Origin of the sequence: Embleya scabrispora (assembly GCF_002024165.1) — a bacterium.
Taxonomy (GTDB): domain Bacteria; phylum Actinomycetota; class Actinomycetes; order Streptomycetales; family Streptomycetaceae; genus Embleya; species Embleya scabrispora_A.
Window position 1 is genome coordinate 1,835,349 of the sequence record NZ_MWQN01000001.1, and the last position, 21,792, is coordinate 1,857,140.

At 71.6% G+C, this 21,792-nt stretch carries 16 protein-coding genes and 2 pseudogenes; 7 read left to right on the forward strand and 11 right to left on the reverse strand.

Annotated elements, in window-relative coordinates:
• The first annotated feature begins 169 nt into the window (after nucleotides 1-169).
• Complete coding sequence (locus B4N89_RS07940) at nucleotides 170-1,528, forward strand: hypothetical protein (RefSeq protein WP_235618519.1); 1,359 nt, start codon at nucleotides 170-172, stop codon at nucleotides 1,526-1,528.
• A gap of 460 nt (nucleotides 1,529-1,988) precedes the next feature.
• Nucleotides 1,989-2,468, forward strand: coding sequence for a hypothetical protein (locus B4N89_RS07945; RefSeq protein ID WP_143657896.1), 480 nt, complete (start codon nucleotides 1,989-1,991; stop codon nucleotides 2,466-2,468).
• On the opposite strand, the gene B4N89_RS07950 is transcribed toward B4N89_RS07945, so the two are convergent.
• The 4 genes and pseudogenes from B4N89_RS07950 to B4N89_RS07965 form a co-directional block, all read right to left on the reverse strand.
• The gene (locus tag B4N89_RS07950; RefSeq protein ID WP_161500668.1) at nucleotides 2,439-3,248 is read right to left on the reverse strand and encodes a 4'-phosphopantetheinyl transferase family protein; all 810 of its coding nucleotides are present in this window, start codon (nucleotides 3,246-3,248) and stop codon (nucleotides 2,439-2,441) included. The two genes, B4N89_RS07945 and B4N89_RS07950, sit on opposite strands and share 30 nt — an antisense overlap.
• Nucleotides 3,249-3,387: 139 nt before the next feature.
• On the reverse strand, nucleotides 3,388-4,209 hold the full coding sequence (locus B4N89_RS07955; RefSeq protein WP_078975202.1) for an HAD family hydrolase: 822 nt from the start codon (nucleotides 4,207-4,209) through the stop codon (nucleotides 3,388-3,390).
• Nucleotides 4,206-6,604, reverse strand: a pseudogene (locus B4N89_RS07960) (phosphoribosyltransferase). Before B4N89_RS07960 ends, B4N89_RS07955 begins: the two are co-directional and overlap by 4 nt.
• A 247-nt stretch (nucleotides 6,605-6,851) precedes the next feature.
• Complete coding sequence (locus B4N89_RS07965; RefSeq protein WP_078975203.1) at nucleotides 6,852-8,024, reverse strand: HpcH/HpaI aldolase/citrate lyase family protein; 1,173 nt, start codon at nucleotides 8,022-8,024, stop codon at nucleotides 6,852-6,854.
• Nucleotides 8,025-8,274: 250 nt separating this feature from the next.
• Here B4N89_RS07965 and B4N89_RS07970 point away from each other — a divergent pair, with 250 nt between their 5' ends.
• Nucleotides 8,275-9,552 (forward strand): TerD family protein, encoded by a 1,278-nt coding sequence (locus tag B4N89_RS07970; protein WP_078975204.1) that lies wholly within the window; start codon nucleotides 8,275-8,277, stop codon nucleotides 9,550-9,552.
• A gap of 76 nt (nucleotides 9,553-9,628) precedes the next feature.
• Here the strand turns inward: B4N89_RS07970 and B4N89_RS07975 are convergent, their stop codons facing one another.
• The 5 genes and pseudogenes from B4N89_RS07975 to B4N89_RS07995 all read right to left on the reverse strand — a co-directional run bounded on the left by B4N89_RS07975 (nucleotide 9,629) and on the right by B4N89_RS07995 (nucleotide 13,760).
• Nucleotides 9,629-10,321, reverse strand: a complete 693-nt coding sequence (locus tag B4N89_RS07975) for a Tellurium resistance (protein WP_078975205.1) — start codon at nucleotides 10,319-10,321, stop codon at nucleotides 9,629-9,631.
• A 161-nt stretch (nucleotides 10,322-10,482) separates the two neighbouring features.
• Nucleotides 10,483-11,640: a DUF475 domain-containing protein gene (locus B4N89_RS07980; protein WP_078975206.1), complete on the reverse strand. Its 1,158-nt coding sequence runs from the start codon at nucleotides 11,638-11,640 to the stop codon at nucleotides 10,483-10,485.
• A 145-nt stretch (nucleotides 11,641-11,785) separates the two neighbouring features.
• Nucleotides 11,786-12,363: pseudogene (locus tag B4N89_RS07985) on the reverse strand (TerD family protein).
• Between the two features lie 196 nt (nucleotides 12,364-12,559).
• On the reverse strand, nucleotides 12,560-13,135 hold the full coding sequence (locus B4N89_RS07990; protein WP_078975207.1) for a TerD family protein: 576 nt from the start codon (nucleotides 13,133-13,135) through the stop codon (nucleotides 12,560-12,562).
• A 166-nt stretch (nucleotides 13,136-13,301) separates the two neighbouring features.
• Entirely contained in the window at nucleotides 13,302-13,760 is a 459-nt protein-coding gene (locus tag B4N89_RS07995) for a peroxiredoxin (protein WP_078979192.1), read from the reverse strand.
• Nucleotides 13,761-13,901: 141 nt separating this feature from the next.
• Here B4N89_RS07995 and B4N89_RS08000 point away from each other — a divergent pair, with 141 nt between their 5' ends.
• On the forward strand, nucleotides 13,902-14,849 hold the full coding sequence (locus tag B4N89_RS08000; RefSeq protein WP_201260809.1) for a maleylpyruvate isomerase N-terminal domain-containing protein: 948 nt from the start codon (nucleotides 13,902-13,904) through the stop codon (nucleotides 14,847-14,849).
• A gap of 113 nt (nucleotides 14,850-14,962) precedes the next feature.
• Here B4N89_RS08000 and B4N89_RS08005 read toward each other — a convergent pair whose 3' ends face one another.
• Both B4N89_RS08005 and B4N89_RS08010 read right to left on the reverse strand, forming a co-directional pair.
• Nucleotides 14,963-15,406 (reverse strand): DUF3052 domain-containing protein, encoded by a 444-nt coding sequence (locus tag B4N89_RS08005; RefSeq protein WP_026217985.1) that lies wholly within the window; start codon nucleotides 15,404-15,406, stop codon nucleotides 14,963-14,965.
• Between the two features lie 192 nt (nucleotides 15,407-15,598).
• Nucleotides 15,599-15,823 carry a DUF1918 domain-containing protein gene (locus tag B4N89_RS08010; protein ID WP_078975208.1) on the reverse strand — a complete coding sequence of 75 codons (225 nt, stop codon included), beginning with the start codon at nucleotides 15,821-15,823 and terminating at the stop codon, nucleotides 15,599-15,601.
• A gap of 391 nt (nucleotides 15,824-16,214) precedes the next feature.
• Here B4N89_RS08010 and aceE point away from each other — a divergent pair, with 391 nt between their 5' ends.
• From aceE to B4N89_RS08025, 3 genes are all read left to right on the forward strand, one after another.
• A complete protein-coding gene (gene aceE, locus B4N89_RS08015; protein WP_078975209.1) occupies nucleotides 16,215-18,950 on the forward strand; it encodes a pyruvate dehydrogenase (acetyl-transferring), homodimeric type in 2,736 nt (911 codons plus the stop codon).
• Nucleotides 18,951-19,174: 224 nt separating this feature from the next.
• The gene (locus tag B4N89_RS08020; protein WP_101897021.1) at nucleotides 19,175-20,605 is read left to right on the forward strand and encodes a hypothetical protein; all 1,431 of its coding nucleotides are present in this window, start codon (nucleotides 19,175-19,177) and stop codon (nucleotides 20,603-20,605) included.
• A complete protein-coding gene (locus tag B4N89_RS08025; RefSeq protein WP_078975211.1) occupies nucleotides 20,602-21,762 on the forward strand; it encodes an ARPP-2 domain-containing protein in 1,161 nt (386 codons plus the stop codon). Before B4N89_RS08020 ends, B4N89_RS08025 begins: the two co-directional genes overlap by 4 nt.
• Nucleotides 21,763-21,792: the final 30 nt, after the last annotated feature.

Here is a 21,792-nt window from a genome sequence, read left to right on the forward strand (position 1 = left end):
ACGCACCCGCCCGTCCACCTGCCCACCCGCCCACCAGGCCCGACGGCCCACCTCACCTCCCTCCAAGCGCCCCGTCCGACCCCGGACACGCGCCGAAGGGACGGTTGGTGGACCTCCATCGGACAGCACCTGGAAGGATGGGGAGGATGGAGTGCGCACAGTTCACACGGTGACGGGAGCAGGCGTGGTGGTCGGATCCGCACGACGGTCCCTCGGGGGCGGCCTTCCCCTGTCGCTCACGCTCGCGCCGCTGCTCCTGGCTCTGCTCCCGGGCGCGTTCGCCGGCGGCGAGACCCGTCCGTGGCGCCGGCGCAAGGAAGCCGCCCGCTCGGCCGCACTGGCCGCGCGCGAGGCGGCGGGCGAGGCGTTCCTCCAGTTGGACACCGCGCAGCGGGACATGATGCTCTCGCTGGAGACGGTCCGAGCCGTACGCGGCGCGCGCGGCACCGAGGACGCGCTGCGCGGCTTCGCCGCGGTGAGCCTGCGGATCGACGAGGTGAGCGCCGCCTACATCGCGCTGATGGACCGTCATCCGCTCGACGTGGAGTTGGAGACTGACGAATACGAGTCGGCTCGGCGGGAGTTGGCCGAGGTGGCGAGTCGACTCGACGCCGTGCGCCAGGAGTTGGACCGCTTCGGCACCTCGCTGGGCCCGCTGCTCGCCGACGCCGAACAGGCCCTCGGCCGACTGCCCCCCGCCGTGGACCGGGCCCGCCGCGCCGCCGCCGAGGCCGAACGGGCGGTCGCCGAGACCGAGCGGGCCGGCCTCGGCTCGCCCGCGCTCACCACCCGACTGGCCGCCGTACGCGCCGACCTGACCGAACTGGACCGGGGCCCGGCCGCGCTGGGCATCCCGGGCACGCTCGAGGTGGCCCAGCGGATCGAGACCTCGGCCGCCGAGCTGCGCGCGGAGGCCGAGCGGCTGCCCAGGCAGCGCGAGGAGGTCACCAACCGGCTGTCCTCGCTGCGCACCCGCGCTCAGGCGCTGGAATCCCGCCTGGGCACGATGGAGCCGGCCCTGCACCGACTGCGCCGCGACTACGTACAGTCCTGCTGGATCGACCTGGAGCAGGTGCCGGCGCGCACCCGACAGGCCCTGGGCGTGGCCCGCAGCCGCCTGGAGGAGGCCGGCGCCGCGGCCGGACGCGGCGAGTACGCCGACGCGGTCAGCCGGCTGGCCACCGCCCGGGCCACCCTCAAGGACGCCGACGAGGCGATGGCCTCGGTCAACGACCGGCTGCACGCGCTGGAGGAGGTGGCCCGCGACCCGGAGGCCGAGCTGGAGCGCACCCGGTTCGCGCTGCGCGACGCCCAGCGGCTCGCCCTCGGCGGCCGGGCCAACGCCGAGGAGCGCTACGCCCGCCGGCTGGACGCGCTCGTGTACCGCCTGGAGGCGATCGCCGCAGAGCCGGAGCAGCCCCGCCCGGACTGGTGGCGCTTCCTCAGCGAGACCCGGGACATCCGCGCCGAGGTCGCGGCCACCGTGCAGGTGATCCGCGAGGACCGAGCCGGCCCCGGCCCGCACTGACGCGAGGACCGAGCCGACTCGCCCGCACCGACGAGAACCGAGCCGACTCCCACCGGCACTGACGCGAGGACCGAGCCGAACCCCACCGGCACCGACGCGAGAACCGAGCCGACCTCGACCCGCACTGGCACCAAACCCGGACACTACGCACAGCGATCATCCGCCACCCGAAAGCCGTCATTTTCCGCAATCGACGCACATTCGGCAACTCCACGTAGCGCTTTCGTCGCCATGTTCGACCGGTCGGGTAAAAAATCGGCACCGGTGGCCGCTTTCTCGAAAATCAAGGTTTAAAGTCGACGGACCGGCCGACTTCGGGACCTTGGTCCCGATTCACGGGACGAAACCCCGTGGCGCTCGGGTGCGAGACCCCGGGCGCTCGGGGCGGAGAGCCGAGGCGCCGGGGATGGGTCCCGCGCGCCGCGCCGGCGACCACGATGCTGACACCGGGAAGTCGCACATGCCCGTGCTCTTGATGCTCCTGTTCGTCTTTCTCCTCGTCCTGGTACCGCCGTGCCTGCGCGCGCTGCGCCGGGCTCCGCAGGCGGCCCCGGTGTTGCCCCTGCACACCGACGACATGACCGACATGCACCGCATGATGGCCGTCGCCTACGAGGAGGAGCGCGCGGTGCTGCATCGCCGGGCGGTCAGCTGGCTGCACTCGCTCGGGCGCGGTCCGCTGCGGGTGACCGACGCCCAGGCGGCGACCGGCAACCGCGGCTGCGACCTGGTCACCCTCGGCGACGGCACGGTGCTCGGCCTGTCCTCGACGGGGGTGGTCATGCACGAGTTGTGCGGCGCGCTCGACCGCTTCACCGAGGTCGCGCTGACCCGGGTGCGCGCCGCGCGCGACGGCTTCGAACTGACCTTCGACATGGAGTGCGGCCGGCAGCTGCACGCCCGGGCCGAACTACTGACCGTCCGCGGCGCCTGCGTCTGACCGGTCCGGCGCCGCCCCGCCCGGCAGCGATACCGCGTCCACCCAGCGCTCGCGCACCGTGTCCGGCCCGGGTCCGCGCAGCGCCACCGTCGCCGCGTAGCCGACGCCCGGCGCCAGGTCGTACATCCGCACCGCATCCTGCCCGTGGTGCGGATGTCCGCCGTCCGGGTCGATCGCCGCAAGGCGGCCCGGCACGCCCGCCGCACGCGCCGCCTCCGGCGGATCCGGCCACTCCAGCAATCGGGGCGGCTCGCCGGCGCCGGACACCGTCAACCGGCGCGGATCGACGGTCAGACCGAGCCCGTACACCTTGAGCAGTGCCTCCTTGCGGGTCCACCGGGTGATCGCGTCGACCGCCCGCGAGCGCGCCGGCAGCCGGCCCTGCGCGGCCAGTTCGGCGCTCGACAGGATGCCCGCGACGGTGGCGATCCGCTCCACGTCCACGCCCACCTCGGCGCCCTCGACCACCGCGAGCACGACCCGCTCCCCGGCGTGCGAGATGGAGAAGTCGAGCCGGGACGGGCCACGCACCACCCTCGGCTTGCCCCGGTCGCACCCGCAAAGCCGGCAGGTCGTATCGAAGCGCACCTCGCCCGGGGCCACGTCGAGCCGGGCCGCCAGCACCCGCCGGGCCAGCGCCCGGGCGGTGGCGAACCTGGCCCGGTCGGCCGGGCGGCGATACCGCTCGTATCTGGCCCGCTCGGCCGCGTCGAACCAGGCCCGCGCGACCGCGTCGGGATCCGGCTCGGCCCACCACACGACACACTCGGCAGGTCCCACGACGGCCCCTCCTCCTCGTCGCGCACCATTCAACCGCGCCCGAACCGGACCCGGGCCCGATCATCCGGAACAGGCGCGCCCGCCCGCGGCCCGACGGCGGCGAGCCGACACACCGCGACGCCGGACGCCTACGCGCCGATCACCGGCCGACGCCGACTCGACTCCGCTCCAACAGCCACTCGGCGATCCGCTCCCCCGCGGACAGTCCCATCGCGGTCAACGCCTCCACATGCGGCGCCGACCAGCCGCTGTCGGCCAGTTCGCCGTGCCCCGGCCGCACCCCGGCGACCGCGGCCCGCAGCAGTTCGATGTCCAGGAGCGAGTCGCCGGCCGCGAACACCGCGTCGGCCGAGGCCCGTCGGGCCACCTCGCGCACCGCGTCGCCCTTGGTCAGCGCGTCCGGGACGAGGTAGAGCTTGCGCCCTTGGAGCGAGACACCGTAGCCGCGCGCGTTCGCCCACTCCGTCAACTCCGGCACGAACTCCGGCGGCAGCGCCGCCCGTTCCACCACCAGATAGCCGAACAGGTCTTCGGCCACCCGGAGTTTGAGCGTCCACTCGGGCCGGGCGACCACTTCGAGGTGGGCGATCACCTCCGGCAGCGGCGCGGCCTTCGCGGCGAGCGTCTTGCGCACCCCCGCGTGCCAGTCCGGGTCGCTCTCGCCGTGCACGAGCAGGTGGCCGCCGTTGGCGCAGATGGCGAACTCCGGTGCCCGGCCGGGCAGTACGATCCGCCCGTACTGCTCCCGGGTGCGCGTGGTGGTGGGCACGAACGTGCTGTGCTCGGCGAGTTCGGCCAGCAGCTCGCTCGCCCGGCGGGTCACGAAGGACATCGGCGCGCCCTCGTACTCCTCCACGCACACCAGCTCGGGCGTCGGCTCCTCGGGGCCCAGCCCCAGCCGCGCGGCGGCCTTCGAGTAGATCAGGGTCCGGTCCAGGTCACTGGCCACCAGCACGTTCACGCCACGCCCCCGTCCCGGCGAAAGCCCGGTTTGACCAGACCCACGCACGAGTAAGGCAGGTCGCCCACGTCGATCACCGGCACCCCGCGCTGGGCGGCGAGCATGCGCACGTGGTCCAGTTCCGCGCCGACCCCCTCGCGGGCGAGGATCTGCCACGGCACCCGGCGCAGCAGCACCCGCGTGGTCTCGCCGACCCCGGGCTTGATCAGGTTGATGTTGTCGATCCCGTACTCGGCGCCGATCCGCTCGACCGCGCGCCATCCGGCCCACGTCGGCGTGCGGTCGCTCGCGGCGAGCGCGGGCTGGTCGCGCGCCACGTCCTGGGCCACCGCGTCGAAGCGTTCGGCGACGGCGTCCAGGAACAGCCCGGACACGTCCGCGTCGGCCAACTCGGCGTAGAACTTCGCGCCGTGGAACTCGTCCGGACCGACCAGGTCGTCGCGCAGCACGGTGCGCGAGACCAGCCCGGACACCGTCGAGTTCAGGCACGCGGACGGGATGAGGAAGTCGTCCCGGGTGCCGTAGGTACGCACGCACGAGCCCGGGTCGGCCAGCACGGCCAACTCCGGGTCGAAGCGCATGCCGGTGGTCGCCGCGGTCAGATCCAGCGCGTCGGACAACTCGCGGGTGATCGCGCCCTTGCCGGTCCAGCCGTCCACGAAGACGATCCGCGACGGGTCGAACTCGCGGCCCAGCCAACGCAGCGCGGTGGTGTCGATGCCGCGTCCGCGCACGATCGACACGGCGAAGTGCGGCAGCGTCAGGCCGTGCGCGCGCCGGGCCCAGCGGCGCATCAGCACGCCCACCGGGGTGCCGGCGCGGGCCAGCGAGACCAGCACCGCGTCCCGGCCGCGTTCGGCGAGGATGGTCTCGGTGACCACGCCGACCGCGTGCGCGATCCGCTCCGCCGAGGCCTCCAGCGCGGCGTGGAACAGCGCCTGGTACTCGGGCGAGGGCTGGTACTCGATGGGCAACGACTCGGCGTAGTGCGCGCCCGCGTGCTGGATCGCCTCCTCGCGCTCCTCCAGCGGCGCTTCCAACTCGACCGCGGACAGGTCCTTGAGCAGCCAGGCGACCTCGTCGGCGGCGTAGGAGGAGAACGCGGGACCGTACAGCGGCTCCGGCAGCTTCCCGGTGTCGGGTCCGGCCGCACCGGGCCGATCGGACTGGTGGTTCATGACCTGCGCACCTCGGGGGTGAAGGAGGGGACGACGAGCAGAGCGACGTGGTCGGTGACCCGGGACAGCGCGTCCAACAGCCCGCCGGGCGCGCGCAGTTCGGGGGTGTCGGCGACCGAGTCGACGACGATCAGCACCTCGTCGAAGCGCCGCCCGGGGTCGGCGCCGGCCGCGACGTTGTACGCGTAGCGCTCGCCGGGCCCGTCCGCCGGATCGTCGTGGGCGGGGAATTGCAATCGGGTACGGATCGCGTAGCCCGGATCGTCCACGGCCAGCACCGGCGAGCGGGTCGTGGTCGAATAGCGCACCTCGACTCCGGCCGGCACGCGCTCGGCCAGCGCGCGGGCCAACCGCAGCGGGGTGTACATCAGTTCCTCGAAGCCGAGGACCAGGATCCGCCGGCCCACCACCTGCCCGGCCAGCGCCGCGCCGAGGGCGGGCAGGACCCGCTCCAGGGTGTCCTGGTCGGCCTGGGTGAACCCGTGCCGCCCGCCGTCGGGCAGGTCGGCGGGCCAGTCCAGGTCGAGGGTGCGCACCGTGCCGGGCGGCCCGTCCGCCGGCCCGCCGGCCTCGTGCGCCGCGACCAGCGCGGTGCCGCGCGCCAGTACGTCCTCGGGCAGGTCGACGGTGCCGGTCGCGAGCGCCACCACGTCCACCCGGGCGCCGAGTTCGGCCGCGAAGACCTCGAACTCGGCCCGGTCGGCGGGACCGCGCACGTCGATCAGCGCGGCGATCACGTAGTGCATCCGAGGCGTGACCGCGTGCAGTGCCCGGATCGTGTTGGTCACCGTGCGTCCGGTGGACAGTTCGTCGTCCACCAGGACCAACGGCCCGCTTCCGGCGAGCAGTTCGCGATCACGCGGCAGGATCAGGTGCGAGGTGGCGTGCGAGTGCTCCTCCTCGAAGGCGCCGAACCGGTCCACGCCGGCCACCGGACGCCGGGTGGAGTGCAGGTAGGCCGCCCCCGGCAGGGCTTCGGCCACGCAGTGCCCCAGGCCCGTGGCGGTCTCCGCGTAGCCGAGCACCACCGGCGTCGGCTCGCCGGCCAGTACGCGCGCCACTCGCTCGCCCAGGTCGCGACCCGCGTCGTGCACCACCTCGGGCAGTTGCGGAACGTGCTTGCCCAACACGGTGGACACCAGCAGGTGGGCCCGGCGCGGGTTGCGCCGCAGCGCGAGCCCGACCAGCGCGTCGAGGCCGTCCCCGACGAGCGCCACGTCGAGCCGCTCGGCGACCCAACTCCCCGACCAGGTCGCCGTATCCGTCGACCCGCCCGTACCCGTCGACCCGACCGAGGCCTTCGCCCCGCCCGGCCCGCCCGGTCCTCCCGGTCCTCCCGGTCCCCCCGGTCCCCCCGGTCCCCCCGACCAGGTCTCCATCCCATGTTGCGTCACGCACGAACCCGCTTCCCTCGTTGCCCCGTATCGACCGATCCCGCCGGGACGTCCCGCCCCGGCCGCCGGCTCACTCCATGACCCCCGCCGCGAGCAGGTCCACGAACGTGACGTCCTCGCGGGCCACGCCGAACGCGCGCGCTCGGCGCATGACCGCCTGCGCCCACGCGCGGTGCGGCTTCACCTCGTTCATCTTGTTGGTGTACGCCGAGCGCAGCACCCCGCCGCCGGCCGCGCTCTCCGCGAGGATGTCGCCGGCGTCGCAGTACTCCTCGTGCGTGACCACCGACATCGCGTGGATCACCGCCACGTGGCTGGGGTGGATCGCGGTCTTGCCGAGCAGGCCGTTGGCCTTGTCCAGTTCGAGTTCGCGGATCAGCCCGTCCAGGTCGGCGGAGATCAGCCGGGTGCGCAGCTCGACCGCCTCCGGGTCCTCGGCCTCGGCGAACGGCGTGCGCCGCAGCTGTGGCTTGAACAGCCGCTCGCCCTGCGGGAAGTACTCCCACACCGGCCCGCTGATCACGTGTCCGGTGCCGTCGGCCCGCCCGAAGACGTTGACGATGTCGCCGATCAGCTGGGCCACCAGGTGCACGTCGTAGGCGGTCAGATCGCGCGAGCGGCGCAGCGCGTACGCGGACTGGAAGTCGGTGGCCCCGATCCGTACCGCCAGGATGCGCTCGCGGTGCACGGCGATCAGCTCGGCGAGTTCGGCGAGCACGGCCCGGCGGTGCTCGATGTAGGCGATCGACGGCGATTCCAGGACGGGCATGGCGAACAGTCGGCGGCCACTCATCGCGATCGCCTCGTCCAGCGCCTTGAGGTAGCGCGCGCCGCTGTCCGGCTCGAACTTGGGCAGCACGAATCCGGTCAGCACGTCGAGCGAGTCGCCGAGCCGCTCCGCGAGGTCGGTGATCTGCTCGGGGTGGCGGACCCGGATGAACAGCAGCGGCCCCTCGGCCCCGGAGCCGGCGAACGCGGCCAACTGCTCGACCAGGTTCTGCTCGGCGCCGACCACCTCGCGGTCGTCGATCGAGTCCTCCAGGCACAACACCATCGAGGTCACCCCGCGGGCGGCCTGCTTGGCGATGTCCGTCGCGAGCGTCCCGCGCGTCGCGGGGCTGTACAGGGTCGCGCCGAGAGCCGAGGCGAGGACGCCGGCATCGCTGTCCCGGTCGAACGTCTCCGGCTCGCGGTGGAACAGGTGGTCGCGGACCGCATCGTCCAGGTAGCCGAAATGCCGCATCGTGATCTGATCCCCCTCGACCGTCGGTGGTGATGGCACAGGCGCGTCGGGAAGGGAACCCGTACCCGCCCCGGATGTAGCGAAAGGCGCATTACGCGCCGAGCCGGTGAGCCGCCGGCAGGTGCTGCCTACGGTAACCGAAAAGCAAAATCGAAGACGTACGATCCGGTTATAGGACCATGTGTTCACACAATCGTCACGGCCCCGACCCACGTTGAGCCCGACTCCTTCGGGACGGCAGGATGGGGACATGACCCAGGTGATGTCCAAGGGAGCGAATACGGCCCTCCCCGCCCGGTCCGTGCGCATGGTCCTCGAATGGCGGCCGGGAGCCGGTGTCCCGGACATGGACGCCTCGGCCCTGCTGCTCGGCGCGGACGACAAGGTGCGCGGCGACCACGATTTCGTCTTCTACAACCAGCCCAGACACCCTTCCGGCACGGTCGTGCACGAGGGCAAGCACACCGCCCCCGACCGCTGCACCGACGGCGTCCGCGTGGATGTCGCCGCACTCACCCCGGATGTCCGGCACGTGATCGTGGCCGCGTCCGCCGACGGCGGCACGATCGGCGCGGTGCCCGGTCTGGTCCTTCGACTGTACGACGTCGACGGCGGCGGCGAGCTGCTCAACTTCCCGATCACCGGCGCGACCACCGAGACCGCGTTCGTGTTCGGCGAGATCTACCGGCGCGGCGACCAGTGGAAGTTCCGCGCGGTCGGCCAGGGCTACGCGAGCGGTCTCGCCGGTCTGGCCACCGACTACGGGATCAGCGTCGACGACGAACCGGCCCCCGCGAGCGCCCCGCCCGCCCCGGCTCCCGTACCGCTGCCGCCGGTGCACCAGTCGCCGCCCACCGCGCCGGCCCCGCCGCCGGCGCCGGTCTTCGGCAACCCCCCGGCGCCGCAGCCGACCTACCAGGACGCGGCCCCCACCGCCGTGCTGCCGCAGTACGACCGGGGCGCCCCGCCCGCCCCGCCCGCGCGGCAGCAGCCGGCGCCGCCCCAGGGCGTGCTTCCCGTCTCGGGCAACGCGCCGTACGGCGGCCCCTCGGTGCCGCCCCCGCCGCGCCACGACGGCCCGACGATCCCGCCGCCGCCGGCCCCGCACACGTTCGGCGGCCCGCCCCCCGGCTACCCGCAGACGCCCTCCGCCGGCGCGCCCGTACCGCCGCCGCCCGGCCCGGGCGGCACCCCGCCGCAGGGCTTCGCCCAGCCTCCCGGCACCCCCTCGCACGGCGTCGCCTTCCAGACCCCGCCGGGCGTGATGCACATGCCCCCGGGCGGCCCGCAGCTCCCGGCCCCGGGGCAGTACCCGCCCGCACACGGCGCCCCGCAGCCCCCGGGCCCGTACACGCCCTCCCACGGCGCCCCGCAGCCCCCCGGGCAATACCCACCGGGCATGACCCCGCCGCAGGGCATGGGCATGCCCCCGCAGCCGCACCACGGCACCCCGCCCCAGGGCCACGGCGGTCCGCCCCAGTTGCGCCGCCTGGACTCGCCGCCGCAGGGCCCGCAGTTCCAGGGCTGATCCGCCTCGCGCACGGGTGACCCGCTCCGCCGACGGACCGGGTCACCCGCCGCACCGGGTCACCGGTGCCCGCGGCTCACTTGTAGCCGCGCGCCCACAGCAGACCCCACCCGTACTCGCGGTCCAACTCGGCCTGATAGCCGTGCACGTAGCGGACCTCGCGGCGGACCACGATGTCGTCGCCGTGGTTCTCCACCACCGCCACCGCGCAGGTGTGCGCCTCGCGCGCGTGCTCGTCCAGCCGCACCTCGATCGGCAGACCCGCGTTCGGGAACAGCGTGACCACGCCGTTGACCTGGTCGAACGCCGGAATGCCCTCGTAGATGTAGACGAAGATGAGCAGTCGGCGCACATTGCGCGCCTGGTCGATGTTGATGAACAGCGTCTCGCCCGACGCCGATCCGGAGCGGTCGTCGGTGTCCAGGCGCACGTACGGCGGCTGGCTGAACTGCCCGTAGAGGTTGCCGAGCGCCTGGACCACGCCCTTGGAGCCGTCGGACATCTCCCACATGCAGCCCAGGTCGAGGTCGATCTTCTGCGGCAGCGGCGGCGACTGCACCGCAAGCGGCCGGAACAGCCCGCCGCTGCGCTGTCGCGGCGGCGCCTGCTCGACCTGCGGGTTCCAGTGCAGGTTGACCCGCAGCGTGCCGGTCGCCGAGCCCGCCTGGGTCAGCGAGACCTCGGGGGTCGAGCGGGTCAGCGCTACCTTGTGCCCGCCGTGGTCCGGCTCGCGTTCGATCAATCCCCGACGCCAGTCGAAAAGCGGCATCAAGCCCTCCCCTGCTCCCCAGAACCCCGAGCCCCCGTGCCCGCGTACGCGCGGTGGCGGCTTCAGTACACAACATAACCGGGCCGGAAAAAACCGGTACCGCGCCCGACGGATGCTCGGACGCGGTACCGGTGTTGCCTGCGGGGTGGTGCCTCGGGCGGCTAGGCGACGCCGGCCTTGGTCTTGGCCTCGCCGTTCTGCCCGGGGACGTGCCCGATCCGCTTGTTCCGCACGATCGAGGAGATCAGCGCGACGCCGATGAAGCCGACCCCGACCACGCCGGTGATGACCTCGTGGATCTCCCACTTGATCGACGCCAGGAGGATGCCGGCGAGCGCGCCGATCGCGTACATCGCGCCGTGCTCCAGGTACACGTAGTCGTCCAGCGTGCCCTGGCGCACCAGGTAGACGGTGAGCGAACGGATGTACATCGCGCCGATGCCCAGACCCAGCGTGATCATCAGCAGGTCCTGGGTGATGGCGAACGCGCCGACCACACCGTCGAAGGAGAACGACGCGTCGAGCACCTCGAGGTAGAGGAACATGAAGAACGCGGCCTTGCCGGCGGCCAGTTGCGCGTCGTTCGGGCCGCTGCGCGCGGGCCGGGCGGCCTCGGCGCCCTCCTCGGCCTCGTCGTCCTCGTCCTCTTCGGCGTTGATCTCACCGAGCGTGCCGTGCGACTCGAAGTAGTCGGAGAGGCCGCCGACGGCCAGGTAGGCGATCAGGCCGAGCACGCCCGCCACCATGACCGTGCCCTCCTTGTGCGCGGGCGCGATCGACTGCGCCACGACCACCAGGACGACCAGCGCGATCAGCGTGGACAGCACGTCGAGCTTGCCGAGCTTGCCGGTGAACCGTTCCAGCGGGCCGACCCAGTGGTGCTCGCGCTCCTCGTCGAACATGAAGTCCAGGAAGATCATCAGCAGGAACAGCCCGCCGAAGGCGGCGATCGCCGGGTGCGCCTCGTCCAGGTGGTTCGCGTAGGTCATCCCGTCGATCATCTTGTCCTCGTGGAACGCGAGGTCCACCACGTCCGTCGGACTCATGCCGGCGGTCAGACACACGATGAGCAGCGGGAAGACGAGACGCATGCCGAAGACGGCGATGAGAATGCCGACCGTCAGGAACATCTTCTGCCAGAAGGCATTCATCTTCTTGAGGATCGTGGCATTTACTACAGCGTTGTCGAAAGACAACGAGATCTCGAGGATCGACAGGATCAGCACGATGCCGAATCCGGTCGCTCCCCAGAAATAGGCGGCGACGGCGAGACCGACCGCCGTCACAGCGAACGACCAGCCGAACGTACGGATTACCACGGATGAGGTCCTTATCTACCTGGGATTGCAATCTCGGGCGGGTCATCAGGAAGACCGGCCCTCGTCCCCCACCCGAGAGTCCTCGGAAAAGGCGTCAGGGCCGGCCCCACCGGGTGACCGACCCTGACACACCGTCAGCGCATACTCATTGCACGCTGACGCCGAAGTCGAGTGCGATCCCCCGCAGGCCCGAAGCGTACCCCTGCCCTACCGCGCGGAACTTCCACTCCCCCTGGTAACGGTAAAGTTCTCCAAAGATCATGGCAGTCTCGCTTGACGCGTCCTCGGTCAGGTCGTAACGAGCCAGCTCGTTGTTGTCCGCCTGATTCACGATCCGAATGTAGGCGTTGCGGACCTGGCCGAAGGTCTGCCCGCGCATCTCCGCGTCATAGATGGAGACCGGGAAAACCACCTTCTCCACCTGCTCCGGAACGGCCGTCAGGTCGACCAGGATCACCTCGTCGTCACCGTCGCCGTCGCCGGTGAGGTTGTCGCCGGTGTGCTCGATCGACCCCTCGGGCTCTTCAGATTGTTGTAGAAGACGAAATAGTCGTCGCCGAGCACCTTGCCCGCGCCACCGCACAGCAGCGCACTCGCGTCCAGGTCGAACGAGGCGCCCGTGGTGGCACGCGCGTCCCAGCCCAGACCCACCAGCACATTGGTGAGATTGGGTGCGGCCTTGCTCAGCGAGACGTTTCCGCCCTTGGCGAGGGTGACCCCCATCGAATCCTCCTGATCGTCGTACATTCGCGTTCAACCTTGCCACGCCCCCGACCCGCCGGGACCCCCTTTTTGCACAGCTCGAGACGTGTACAGGGGCACATTTGACAGCCCTCGGCGCGGGCCCGACCGGTCCGGGACGACGAACGCCCGCCGACCGCGGTGTGCGGTCGGCGGGCGTCGATCACTGTGCGCCGGGTCAGACGTTGACTCCGAAGTCCTTGGCGATGCCGCGCAGGCCCGAGGCGTAGCCCTGGCCCACCGCGCGGAACTTCCACTCCGCGCCGTTGCGGTACAGCTCGCCGAACACCATCGCGGTCTCGGTCGACGCGTCCTCGGTGAGGTCGTACCGGGCGAGTTCCTTGTTGTCGGCCTGGTTCACGATGCGAATGAACGCGTTGCGGACCTGGCCGAAGCTCTGCTGCCGCGTCTCGGCGTCGTAGATCGAGACCGGGAAGACGATCCGCTCGACATCGGCGGGGACACCCGCGAGGTTGACCTTGATCGTCTCGTCGTCGCCCTCGCCCTCACCGGTGAGGTTGTCGCCGGTGTGCTCGACGGAGCCGTCGGGGCTCTTCAGGTTGTTGAAGAAGACGAAGTGCCCGTCCGACGGCGCCTGGCCGCTTCCGTTGAGCAGGATCGCGCTCGCGTCGAGGTCGAAGTCCGTGCCGGTGGTCGTACGCACGTCCCAACCCAGGCCGACGAGAACGGCGGTCAGGCCGGGAGCCTCCTTCGAGAGCGAGACGTTGCCGCCCTTGCTCAGGCTGACGCCCACGAGTCCTCCAAAAAGTTCATGGAGCAACGGGTGCCCCGGGGTTTTCGCCTACGACGTGACAACGCGCCGATCCTAGTCATGAGTTCCTGACCGGCGGGAGATCTCGCCGCGGCACGGGTACCCGCCCCGGTCCGAGCTACGCCCGAACCGACCGGCGAACCTCGCCTCACAGCGCCGCGAGCGCCCTGTGGTACTCCGTCCCGTCCCGCGCGTCGGGCATCGCGTTGACCACGCTCCAGCGGATCACACCGTCCCGGTCGATCACGAAGCTCGCCCGCAACGCGCACCCCTTGTCCTCGGCGAAGACCCCGTACGCCCGCGCCGCGGCGCCGTGCGGCCAAAAGTCCGAGAGCAGCGGAAACGCGTAGCCCTCCCCCTCGGCGAACACTCGCAGCGAGAACGGCGCGTCACAGGAGACCGCGAGCACCTGCACCTCGTCGTTCTGAAAGGCGGACAGCTCGTCGCGCAGCGCACCCAGCTCGGCCGTGCACACGCCGGTGAACGCGAACGGATAGAAGACGAGGAGCACGTGCCTTTCCCCCCGGAAGTCCGCGAGCCGCACGCTCTCGCCGTGCTGGTCCCGCAGCTCGAAGTCGGGGGCCTCACTACCGATCTCCACGGCCATCGTGCGCATCTCCTCGTCCCGGGCAACGTCCGCTTCGCGCCGGCGAGCCTAGGCCCTGTCCGGCCGGACGCCGCACGGCGGCCCGCACGAGCGGGTGGGGGGCCGGCGTTCGGGTGTCGAGGGAGCGGGCAGTATGCGGGCATGTCCTCGATCGAGATCGTCAGCGGCCCGTGGGGCACCGCCTCCATGCCCGCCGAGGTGCAGCGCACGCGGGCCCTGGCCGCCTGGGACGCCTTCCGAGACCTGGCCGGCCGGGTCGACCTCGACGCGCCGTCGCGCCTGCCGGGCTGGGACGGCCGCGCCGTGATCACTCACCTCGCGTCCTGGCCCGACGCCCCGCTGCTGGTCCGCCTGCTGGCCGAGGCGAGCGGCCGACGGGCCCCGGACGCGGCGCCGATGCACCAGGACGAGGTCAACGCGCGCCTGGTTTTGACCCACCGCGACGCCGATCGGGAGGAACTGCTCGCCGCGCTCGACGACGGCCGGGCCCGACTGGTCGCCGCGTTCGACGCCACCGCCGAGGACCCGTCCCTGGCGCTGGCCCGCACCGGTTCGCAGGTCGGCCCGGTCCCGCTGCTCACCCAGCTCGGCGCCATCGCGTACGAGCTGGCCGTACACGCGCTCGACCTGGCCCCCTGCGGCGCGGGCGAGCCGCCGCCGGAGCTGCTGGACGCCGGCGTGCTGGCCCTGGCCGACATCACCGGCGCGCTCGCCGCCCGGCACGGCGTCCGGGCCCGCACCGGCCTGGCCGTCCCCGGCGGCGGCTGGGGCTTCGCCGCCCCCGGCGCGGCCGGCACCGGCTGGGAGGTCTTCCCGCTCCCGCCCGGCCGGCCGAACCTGCCCGCCGTCGAGGCCCGCGCCGCCGCCCTGCTCCTCGACGCCTCCGCCGGCCGCCGCCCGGTCCCCGCCCTCCTGGCCCGCCGCGACCTGAAGCCGCACAACCTCCCGGGCCTGCTGTCCCTGGCCCCCCTGCTCGACCACGTCCCGGGCCTGCCCGGCGGCCCGGCCCTGCGCCTGGCCGCCGCCGCGCTCGGCGGCGTCGGCCGCATAACCGCCCTGCTTCCCGCCCTCACCCGAACCCGCCCCTGACCCGGACCCGGACCCGGACCCGCCGAGCCGGCCCCGAACAGCCGAGACCCCGGTGCGGTGACCTTTGTCACCGCGCCGGGGTCTCTTCGTCTGCTTACCGCAGTGGCATCGAGTCACTTCTTGCCGCTGCGCACCGCCTTGGGCGACACCAGACGGGTCGCCGACCAGTCCTTGACGGCGCCGAAGCTCGTCGTGCGGGCCAATCCCGCCGTCGGCGCGGCTTCACCGATGTCCGAGGGTTCTACATATCCGTCCCGGCCGGTCTTCGGGGTCAGCAGCCAGATATGGCCGCCATCCGTGAGCGTGGCGAGGGCATCCACGAGGGTGTCGACGAGATCGCCGTCGTCCTCCCGGAACCACAGCAGGACGACGTCGGCAACGTCCTCCTCGTAGTCCTCATCGACGAGTTCGTTTCCGGTGAGTTCCGCGATCTCCTCGCGCAGCTCCTCGTCCACGTCGTCGTCGTAACCGAGCTCCTGGACCACCTGTCCGGGCTGGAACCCAAGTCGAACGGCCGAGTTGGCCCGCTCTTCCGCGTGGTCCGCGGTCGCGCTCACGAATCAACCTCCCTTGTCCGGCCCCACAACGCTTCGGGGCTCACGCGCGTAAGTCCACACGCGCCAGGCTGTTCGCGCAAGTACCCAGGTCACGTACTCGCGCAAACGCCACACCACATGTCCTGCGGAAGCTACCCCCACCGGGCGTGGATCACGCACCGTATTCGAGGGTCCAGCCTGACAGACGAAAGCTCACCAGGTGCGCCGGGGCCGTCCGGCGGCCGGATCCGCGCCCCCGACCCGCTCGATCACCGCGTCGGCGCCGGGGACCACCAGACCGGTGTGCCCGTCCTCGAACCGCACCACGTACGGCGGCCCGCCGTCCGGGCCCCTGACCTCGACGATCTCCCCGAATCGATCGCCTCGGCCGACCGTTTTCCCGTGCACGTGGAGCCGGTCGCCAATTCGTGCCCGCATCAGCCCTGACCTCCCTGTCGAAGGGGTGCGAAACCACTCACACCCTCCCAGGGAACTACGCCAGTGCGCTGTGCGTAAGACAGTCGGCGTAAGGTCTTGGAGGTTCACGGTTGCATCACCCCGCAATCGCGAACCGCCGCGTGGAGCGTCCGGCGACAGCCGGACGATCAGGGCAGCTCCGCTCCTGTCGCGGTAACCGAACACGGATCGGGCTCGGTACATGATCGGTGGATGAGACGCAGGCGGGCACCCCGCCGGTCCATTACCGGTCGGTAGAGATGACGGATCCGACGTCCGGGTACCACGATGGGGACGGCGCGACACCGCTCAGGGTGGTCGACCCCGCTCTCGCGGGGAGGGTCCCCATCTACCGATAAGGCGAAGGAACAGCGTGGCTTCCGGACGAGAGCGCTTCTCGATCATCAGCGACGGCCTCCCGAGCCAGCTCCCCGACATCGATCCGAACGAGACCGGGGAATGGCTGGAGTCGCTGGACGCAGTCATCAACGAGCAGGGCCGCCAGCGAGCCCGATACATCATGCTCAAGCTGCTCGAACGGGCCCGTGAACGTCAGGTCGGCGTGCCGGGCCTGCGGAGCACGGACTACATCAACACGATTGCCCCGGAGAGCGAGCCCTGGTTCCCCGGCGACGAGAACATCGAACGGCGCATCCGTGCGTTCGTCCGGTGGAACGCCGCGATCATGGTGTCGCGGGCCAACCGCCCCGGCCTGGGCGTCGGTGGCCACATCGCCACCTACGCGTCCTCGGCGAGCCTGTACGAGGTCGGCTTCAACCACTTCTTCCGCGGCAAGGACCACGGGGAGTCGGGCGACCAGATCTACTTCCAGGGACACGCGTCGCCGGGCATCTACGCACGTGCCTTCCTGGAAGGACGGCTGAGCGAGGCCCAGCTCGACGGCTTCCGGCAGGAGAAGTCGGCCGCGCCGAACGGGCTGCCCAGCTACCCGCACCCGCGGATGATGCCGGAGTTCTGGGAGTTCCCGACCGTCTCGATGGGCCTCGGCCCGCTCGGCGCGATCTACCAGGCCCGGTTCAACCGCTACCTGCACAACCGCAACATCAAGGACACCTCGCGCAGCCACGTCTGGGCCTTCCTCGGCGACGGCGAGATGGACGAGCCGGAGTCGCTCGGCAACATCGGCCTGGCCGCGCGCGAGGAGCTGGACAACCTCACCTTCGTGATCAACTGCAACCTGCAGCGACTCGACGGTCCGGTGCGCGGCAACGGCAAGATCATCCAGGAGCTGGAGTCGTACTTCCGCGGCGCCGGCTGGAATGTGATCAAGGTCGTCTGGGGCCGCGACTGGGACCCGCTGCTGGCCCAGGACACCGACGGCGCGCTCGTGAACAAGATGAACACGACGCCCGACGGCCAGTTCCAGACCTACGCGGTGGAATCCGGCGCCTACGTGCGCGAGCACTTCTTCGGCGACGACGCGCGGCTGCGCCGCATGGTGTCGGACCTGACCGACGAGGACATCCAAAAGCTCGGTCGCGGCGGGCACGACTACCGCAAGGTCTACGCGGCCTTCAAGTCGGCACGTGAGCACGTCGGCCAGCCGACGGTGATCCTGGCGCAGACGGTGAAGGGGTGGACGCTCGGCCCGAACTTCGAGTCGCGCAACGCCACGCACCAGATGAAGAAGCTCACCAAGTCGGACCTGAAGGCGTTCCGCGACCGGCTCTACCTGCCGATCTCGGACGAGCAGCTCGAGGCCGACCTCCCCCCGTACTTCCACCCCGGTGAGAAGTCCGAGGAGATGGAGTACATGCGCGAGCGGCGCGCCGCGCTCGGTGGCTCGCTGCCGCAGCGGCTCGACCGGTCCAAGGCGCTCAAGCTGCCCGGCGACCCGGTCTACAGCGTGCTGAAGAAGGGCTCGAAGCAGCCGGTCGCCACGACGCAGGCGTTCGTGCGCCTGCTCAAGGACCTGATGCGCGACCCGGAGATCGGCAAGCGCTTCGTGCCGATCGCGCCGGACGAGTACCGCACCTTCGGCATGGACGCGATGTTCCCGACCGCGAAGGTCTACAACCCGCACGGGCAGACCTACGACTCGGTGGACCGGGAACTGCTGCTGTCGTACAAGGAGTCGGCGCAGGGCCAGATGTTGCACGACGGCATCTCCGAGGCCGGTTGTGTGGCGTCGCTGATCGCCGCGGGATCGACGTACTCGACGCACGGCGAGCAGATGATCCCCGTGTACGTCTTCTACTCGATGTTCGGGTTCCAGCGCACCGGCGACCAGTTCTGGCAGATGGCCGACCAGCTCAGCCGCGGCTTCGTGCTCGGCGCCACCGCCGGCCGCACCACGCTGACCGGCGAGGGCACCCAGCACGCGGACGGGCACTCGCAGCTGCTGGCCTCGACCAACCCGGCCTGTGTGGCGTACGACCCGGCCTTCTCGTACGAGATCGCGCACATCGTCAAGGACGGTCTGCGCCGGATGTACGGCGAGAACGCCGAGGACGTCTTCTACTACATGACGGTCTACAACGAGCCGATCGCGCAGCCGGCGGAGCCCGCGAACGTCGACGTGGACGGCATCCTCAAGGGCCTGTACCTCTACCAGGACGGCCCCGCCAAGGAGGGCGCGCTGCGCGCCCAGATCCTCGCCTCCGGTGTCGGCATGCCGTGGGCGCTGGACGCGCAGAAGCTGCTCGCCCAGGACTGGAACGTGGTCGCCGACGTCTGGTCGGTCACGTCCTGGAACGAGCTGCGGCGCGACGCGGTCGCGGCGGAGGAGCACAACCTGCTCCACCCCGAGGCCGAGCCGCACATCCCGTACGTGACCCGCGTGCTCGACGGCCGGCCCGGCCCGGTGGTGGCGGTCAGCGACTGGATGCGGGCCGTCCCGGACCAGATCTCGCGCTGGGTCCCGGCCGACTTCGCGTCGCTCGGCACCGACGGTTTCGGCTTCGCCGACACCCGCGGCGCGGCCCGGCGCTTCTTCCACGTGGACACCGAGTCCGTCGTGGTGGGCGTGCTGTCCGAGCTGTCCCGCCGGGGCGAGATCGACCCGGGCGTGGTGGCCAAGGCCATCGCCCAGTACCAGCTCCTGGACGTCAAGGCGGCCGGAGTGGGCACGGTCGGCGGCGACGCCTGACCCGCCGGTGACCCGCCGACAGTGCGGCCGAGGCCCCGATCCGTGCGCGGATCGGGGCCTCGGCCGTTATTTCCCGCGCCGCCGCGAACTCCCCGGTCTAGACTTTCCGGGCCGGCCGCGGGACTTCGGTTTGCGACTTTCGGAACCGCCTCTCAAGCGTCACTTCGCTGTTCGCTCCTCCATTCCCCGGCCGGCACCCACTTTTGCTCGGGCCGAGGGGATGCGTGGTGGACCGCCGGGACCTGGCCGCCTGCGAAGACGTGGTGATGTTCGTCAACGCGGCGGTGACCGCCACCGGGCAACGCGAGTTCCGTGACGACGCGAGCGCACAGCGGTTGTCGGTGGAGTTCCTGCACGAATACATCCTGGGCAACTACCGCGAGCTCTACGCCGCGTCCCTGGCGCTGGACATCAACGACTTCAACGCCGCGCTGATCGTGCGCAACCTGCTGGTGAGCAGCCGCGACCTGACCCCCGAGGTGCGCCGCCGCGAGGGCGAACTGATCGCCCGCCGGCTGGAACTGATGGCCCCTCAGCGGGTCTGGCGACTGTTTCGCGAGCTGGCCGGGCGCGGCGTCAACAACCGGCGCACCCGGGCGATCATGCGGGACTGGACCGCGCAGCGCCGCGATCCGGTCTTCGACGCGGTGAAGTACCGCACCGGGGTGAAGGCGACGATGCGGCACGCCCATCTGGAAGTGCCCGCCGAGACGGGGACGTTCCTGTTCAGCTCGCCGCGGAAGGTGTCTGCGTTCGGCACGCCGCTGTTCGAGACGTGGCGGCAGGCGCACTACGCACAGCGCGCGCTCTACGACCTGCCGTACAGCGTGGCCGAGGGGCTGGCCTCGATGCACGGCATCAAGCGGGCCACGTTCCTGGAGAAGATCGCCCCGCAACTGACCCGCCTGGAGCGCCTGCGCCTGCAGGACGCGGCCGAGCGCGCCGGGGTGGCGGCGGTCCGGGCCGATCTCACCGCGATGCCGCTGACCCGGCTCGCGTCGTATGTACTGTCCCTGTCGCAGACCGAACGGGCGTCCCGGCACGACGAGTTGCGCCACGCGATGACCGTCTCCGCACGCCGTGTGGCGGGTCCCGCCGCGGGCACCTGGGGGCGGGTGGTCGCGGTGCTCGACGACAGTTTCTCGTCCTTCGGTTCGACCGCGAAGCGGCAGCGGCCGCTGGCCGTGGCACTCGCGTGTCGGTTCCTGCTCAAGGCGCTCGCCGAGGAGTTCACCGGGTTGTGGACCTCGGGCACGCACGATCCGCTGCTGGTGCGGCCGAGCGGGCCGACGCCGCTGGGCGAGCGCTTGATCGACGCGCTGGAGCTTGCCCCAGACCGGCTGATCGTGGTCTCGGACGGGTGGGACAACAGTCCGCCGGGGCTGGCCGCCGAGGTGTTGCGGGTGTGGCGCGAGCGGTTGGACCCGACGGGGGCGACCGCGGTGGTGCATCTGAACCCGGTGTACGACGCGGAGGGCTTCGACGTGAAGCGGTTGTCGGCGAGCGTGCCGACGGTGGGTGTGCGCGACGCCGAGGACGTGCCGGCGCTGGTGGAGTTGGCCCGGTTCGCCGAGGGTCGGGCCGGGTTCGCCGAGCTGCGCCGCTATCTGGCGGATCGGCAGGACCGGTTCCGGTCCCGGAAGGCGGCGGCGTGAGCGGCGGTTTCGCGGCGACCGGGCTGGTCGCCCGACCCGCGCAGGTGTGGGGCGCGGTGCGGCTGGTACCGCTGGTGCGGGAGGAGCCGCTGGTCGGCCTGCGCCTGGATCGACGGGTCCACGAGGTCGGTGATCCCTCGATCGTGGACGTCGGCGACGGCACCTACTACCGCTCCTTCATTCCGCACGCGTTCGTCGCGTCGTGGGATCCCGACGGCGACCGGACGGCGGCGTTCGGCACCCAGCTCCAGGAGCGCCCGGTCACGCCGCGCACCGCGCGGATGAAGATGCCGGCCCGGCGCGCGCTGCGCCGGATGGCCCGCGGCGGCGTCGGCAATCGGCTGCGTTTCCTGCCGATGCACCTGGCCATGGAGGGATATCTCGCGCTGCACTTCGGCGGGCCCTCGATCGTGTGGGAGGAGTGGACCGACCGGGCCGTGCGCGAGGGTTTGTCGCCGCGCATGGAGGAGGCGTACTGCGGATACGCGGTGCGCGGTCTGGCCGACGCGCTCAAGGTGTTCGAGATCCATCGGGGCCAGTGCGGGGTCGCGCTGTATGTCGCGGACACGCTCGCGAGCGTGTTCGTGGTGCCGCATCCGTCCGACTACCGGGCCCTGCACGCGACGCTGCTCGAAGACCTGTACGGCGAGGTGCTGTTCCACTACGCGAACTACGTCGAGGCGGTGCCGGACTTCGTGGTGGGGATCGACGCCGATCGGGTGTCCTCGCTCGCCGACCTGCGCCGGGCGGCGGCCGGGCAGGCCGGGGCCTGGGAGCGGTTCCACCATCTGATGTTGTCCGGCCTCACCGCAGAGGGCGCCTACACGAGCGAGTCGGTGTACCGGCTGGGGCCGTTCGAGCTGTCCCGGTTCCTGCCCTCGTTCCGGCTCGACGAGGAGAACCACATCGGCGAGCGGATCGTCCACGAGGACGGGCGGCTGGCCTACTGCAAGACGTTTCGGCTGTCCGCGGCGCAGATCCGCCGGGGCCACCTGCTCACCACGCTGCACACGCACGGCTGGGCCCTGGACGTGGCGGCGACCGCCCTGCGCACCACGCCGTCGGCGCTGGCCCGGCGGATCCGCGAGTCCGGGTTCGAGGGCCTGCTGCGGCAGCACGTGGTGGACCGTCTGGAGCGCGAGGGCCGGCGCCGCTGAGGCCGCCCCGTGCGGGGCGGCCTCGGGGTT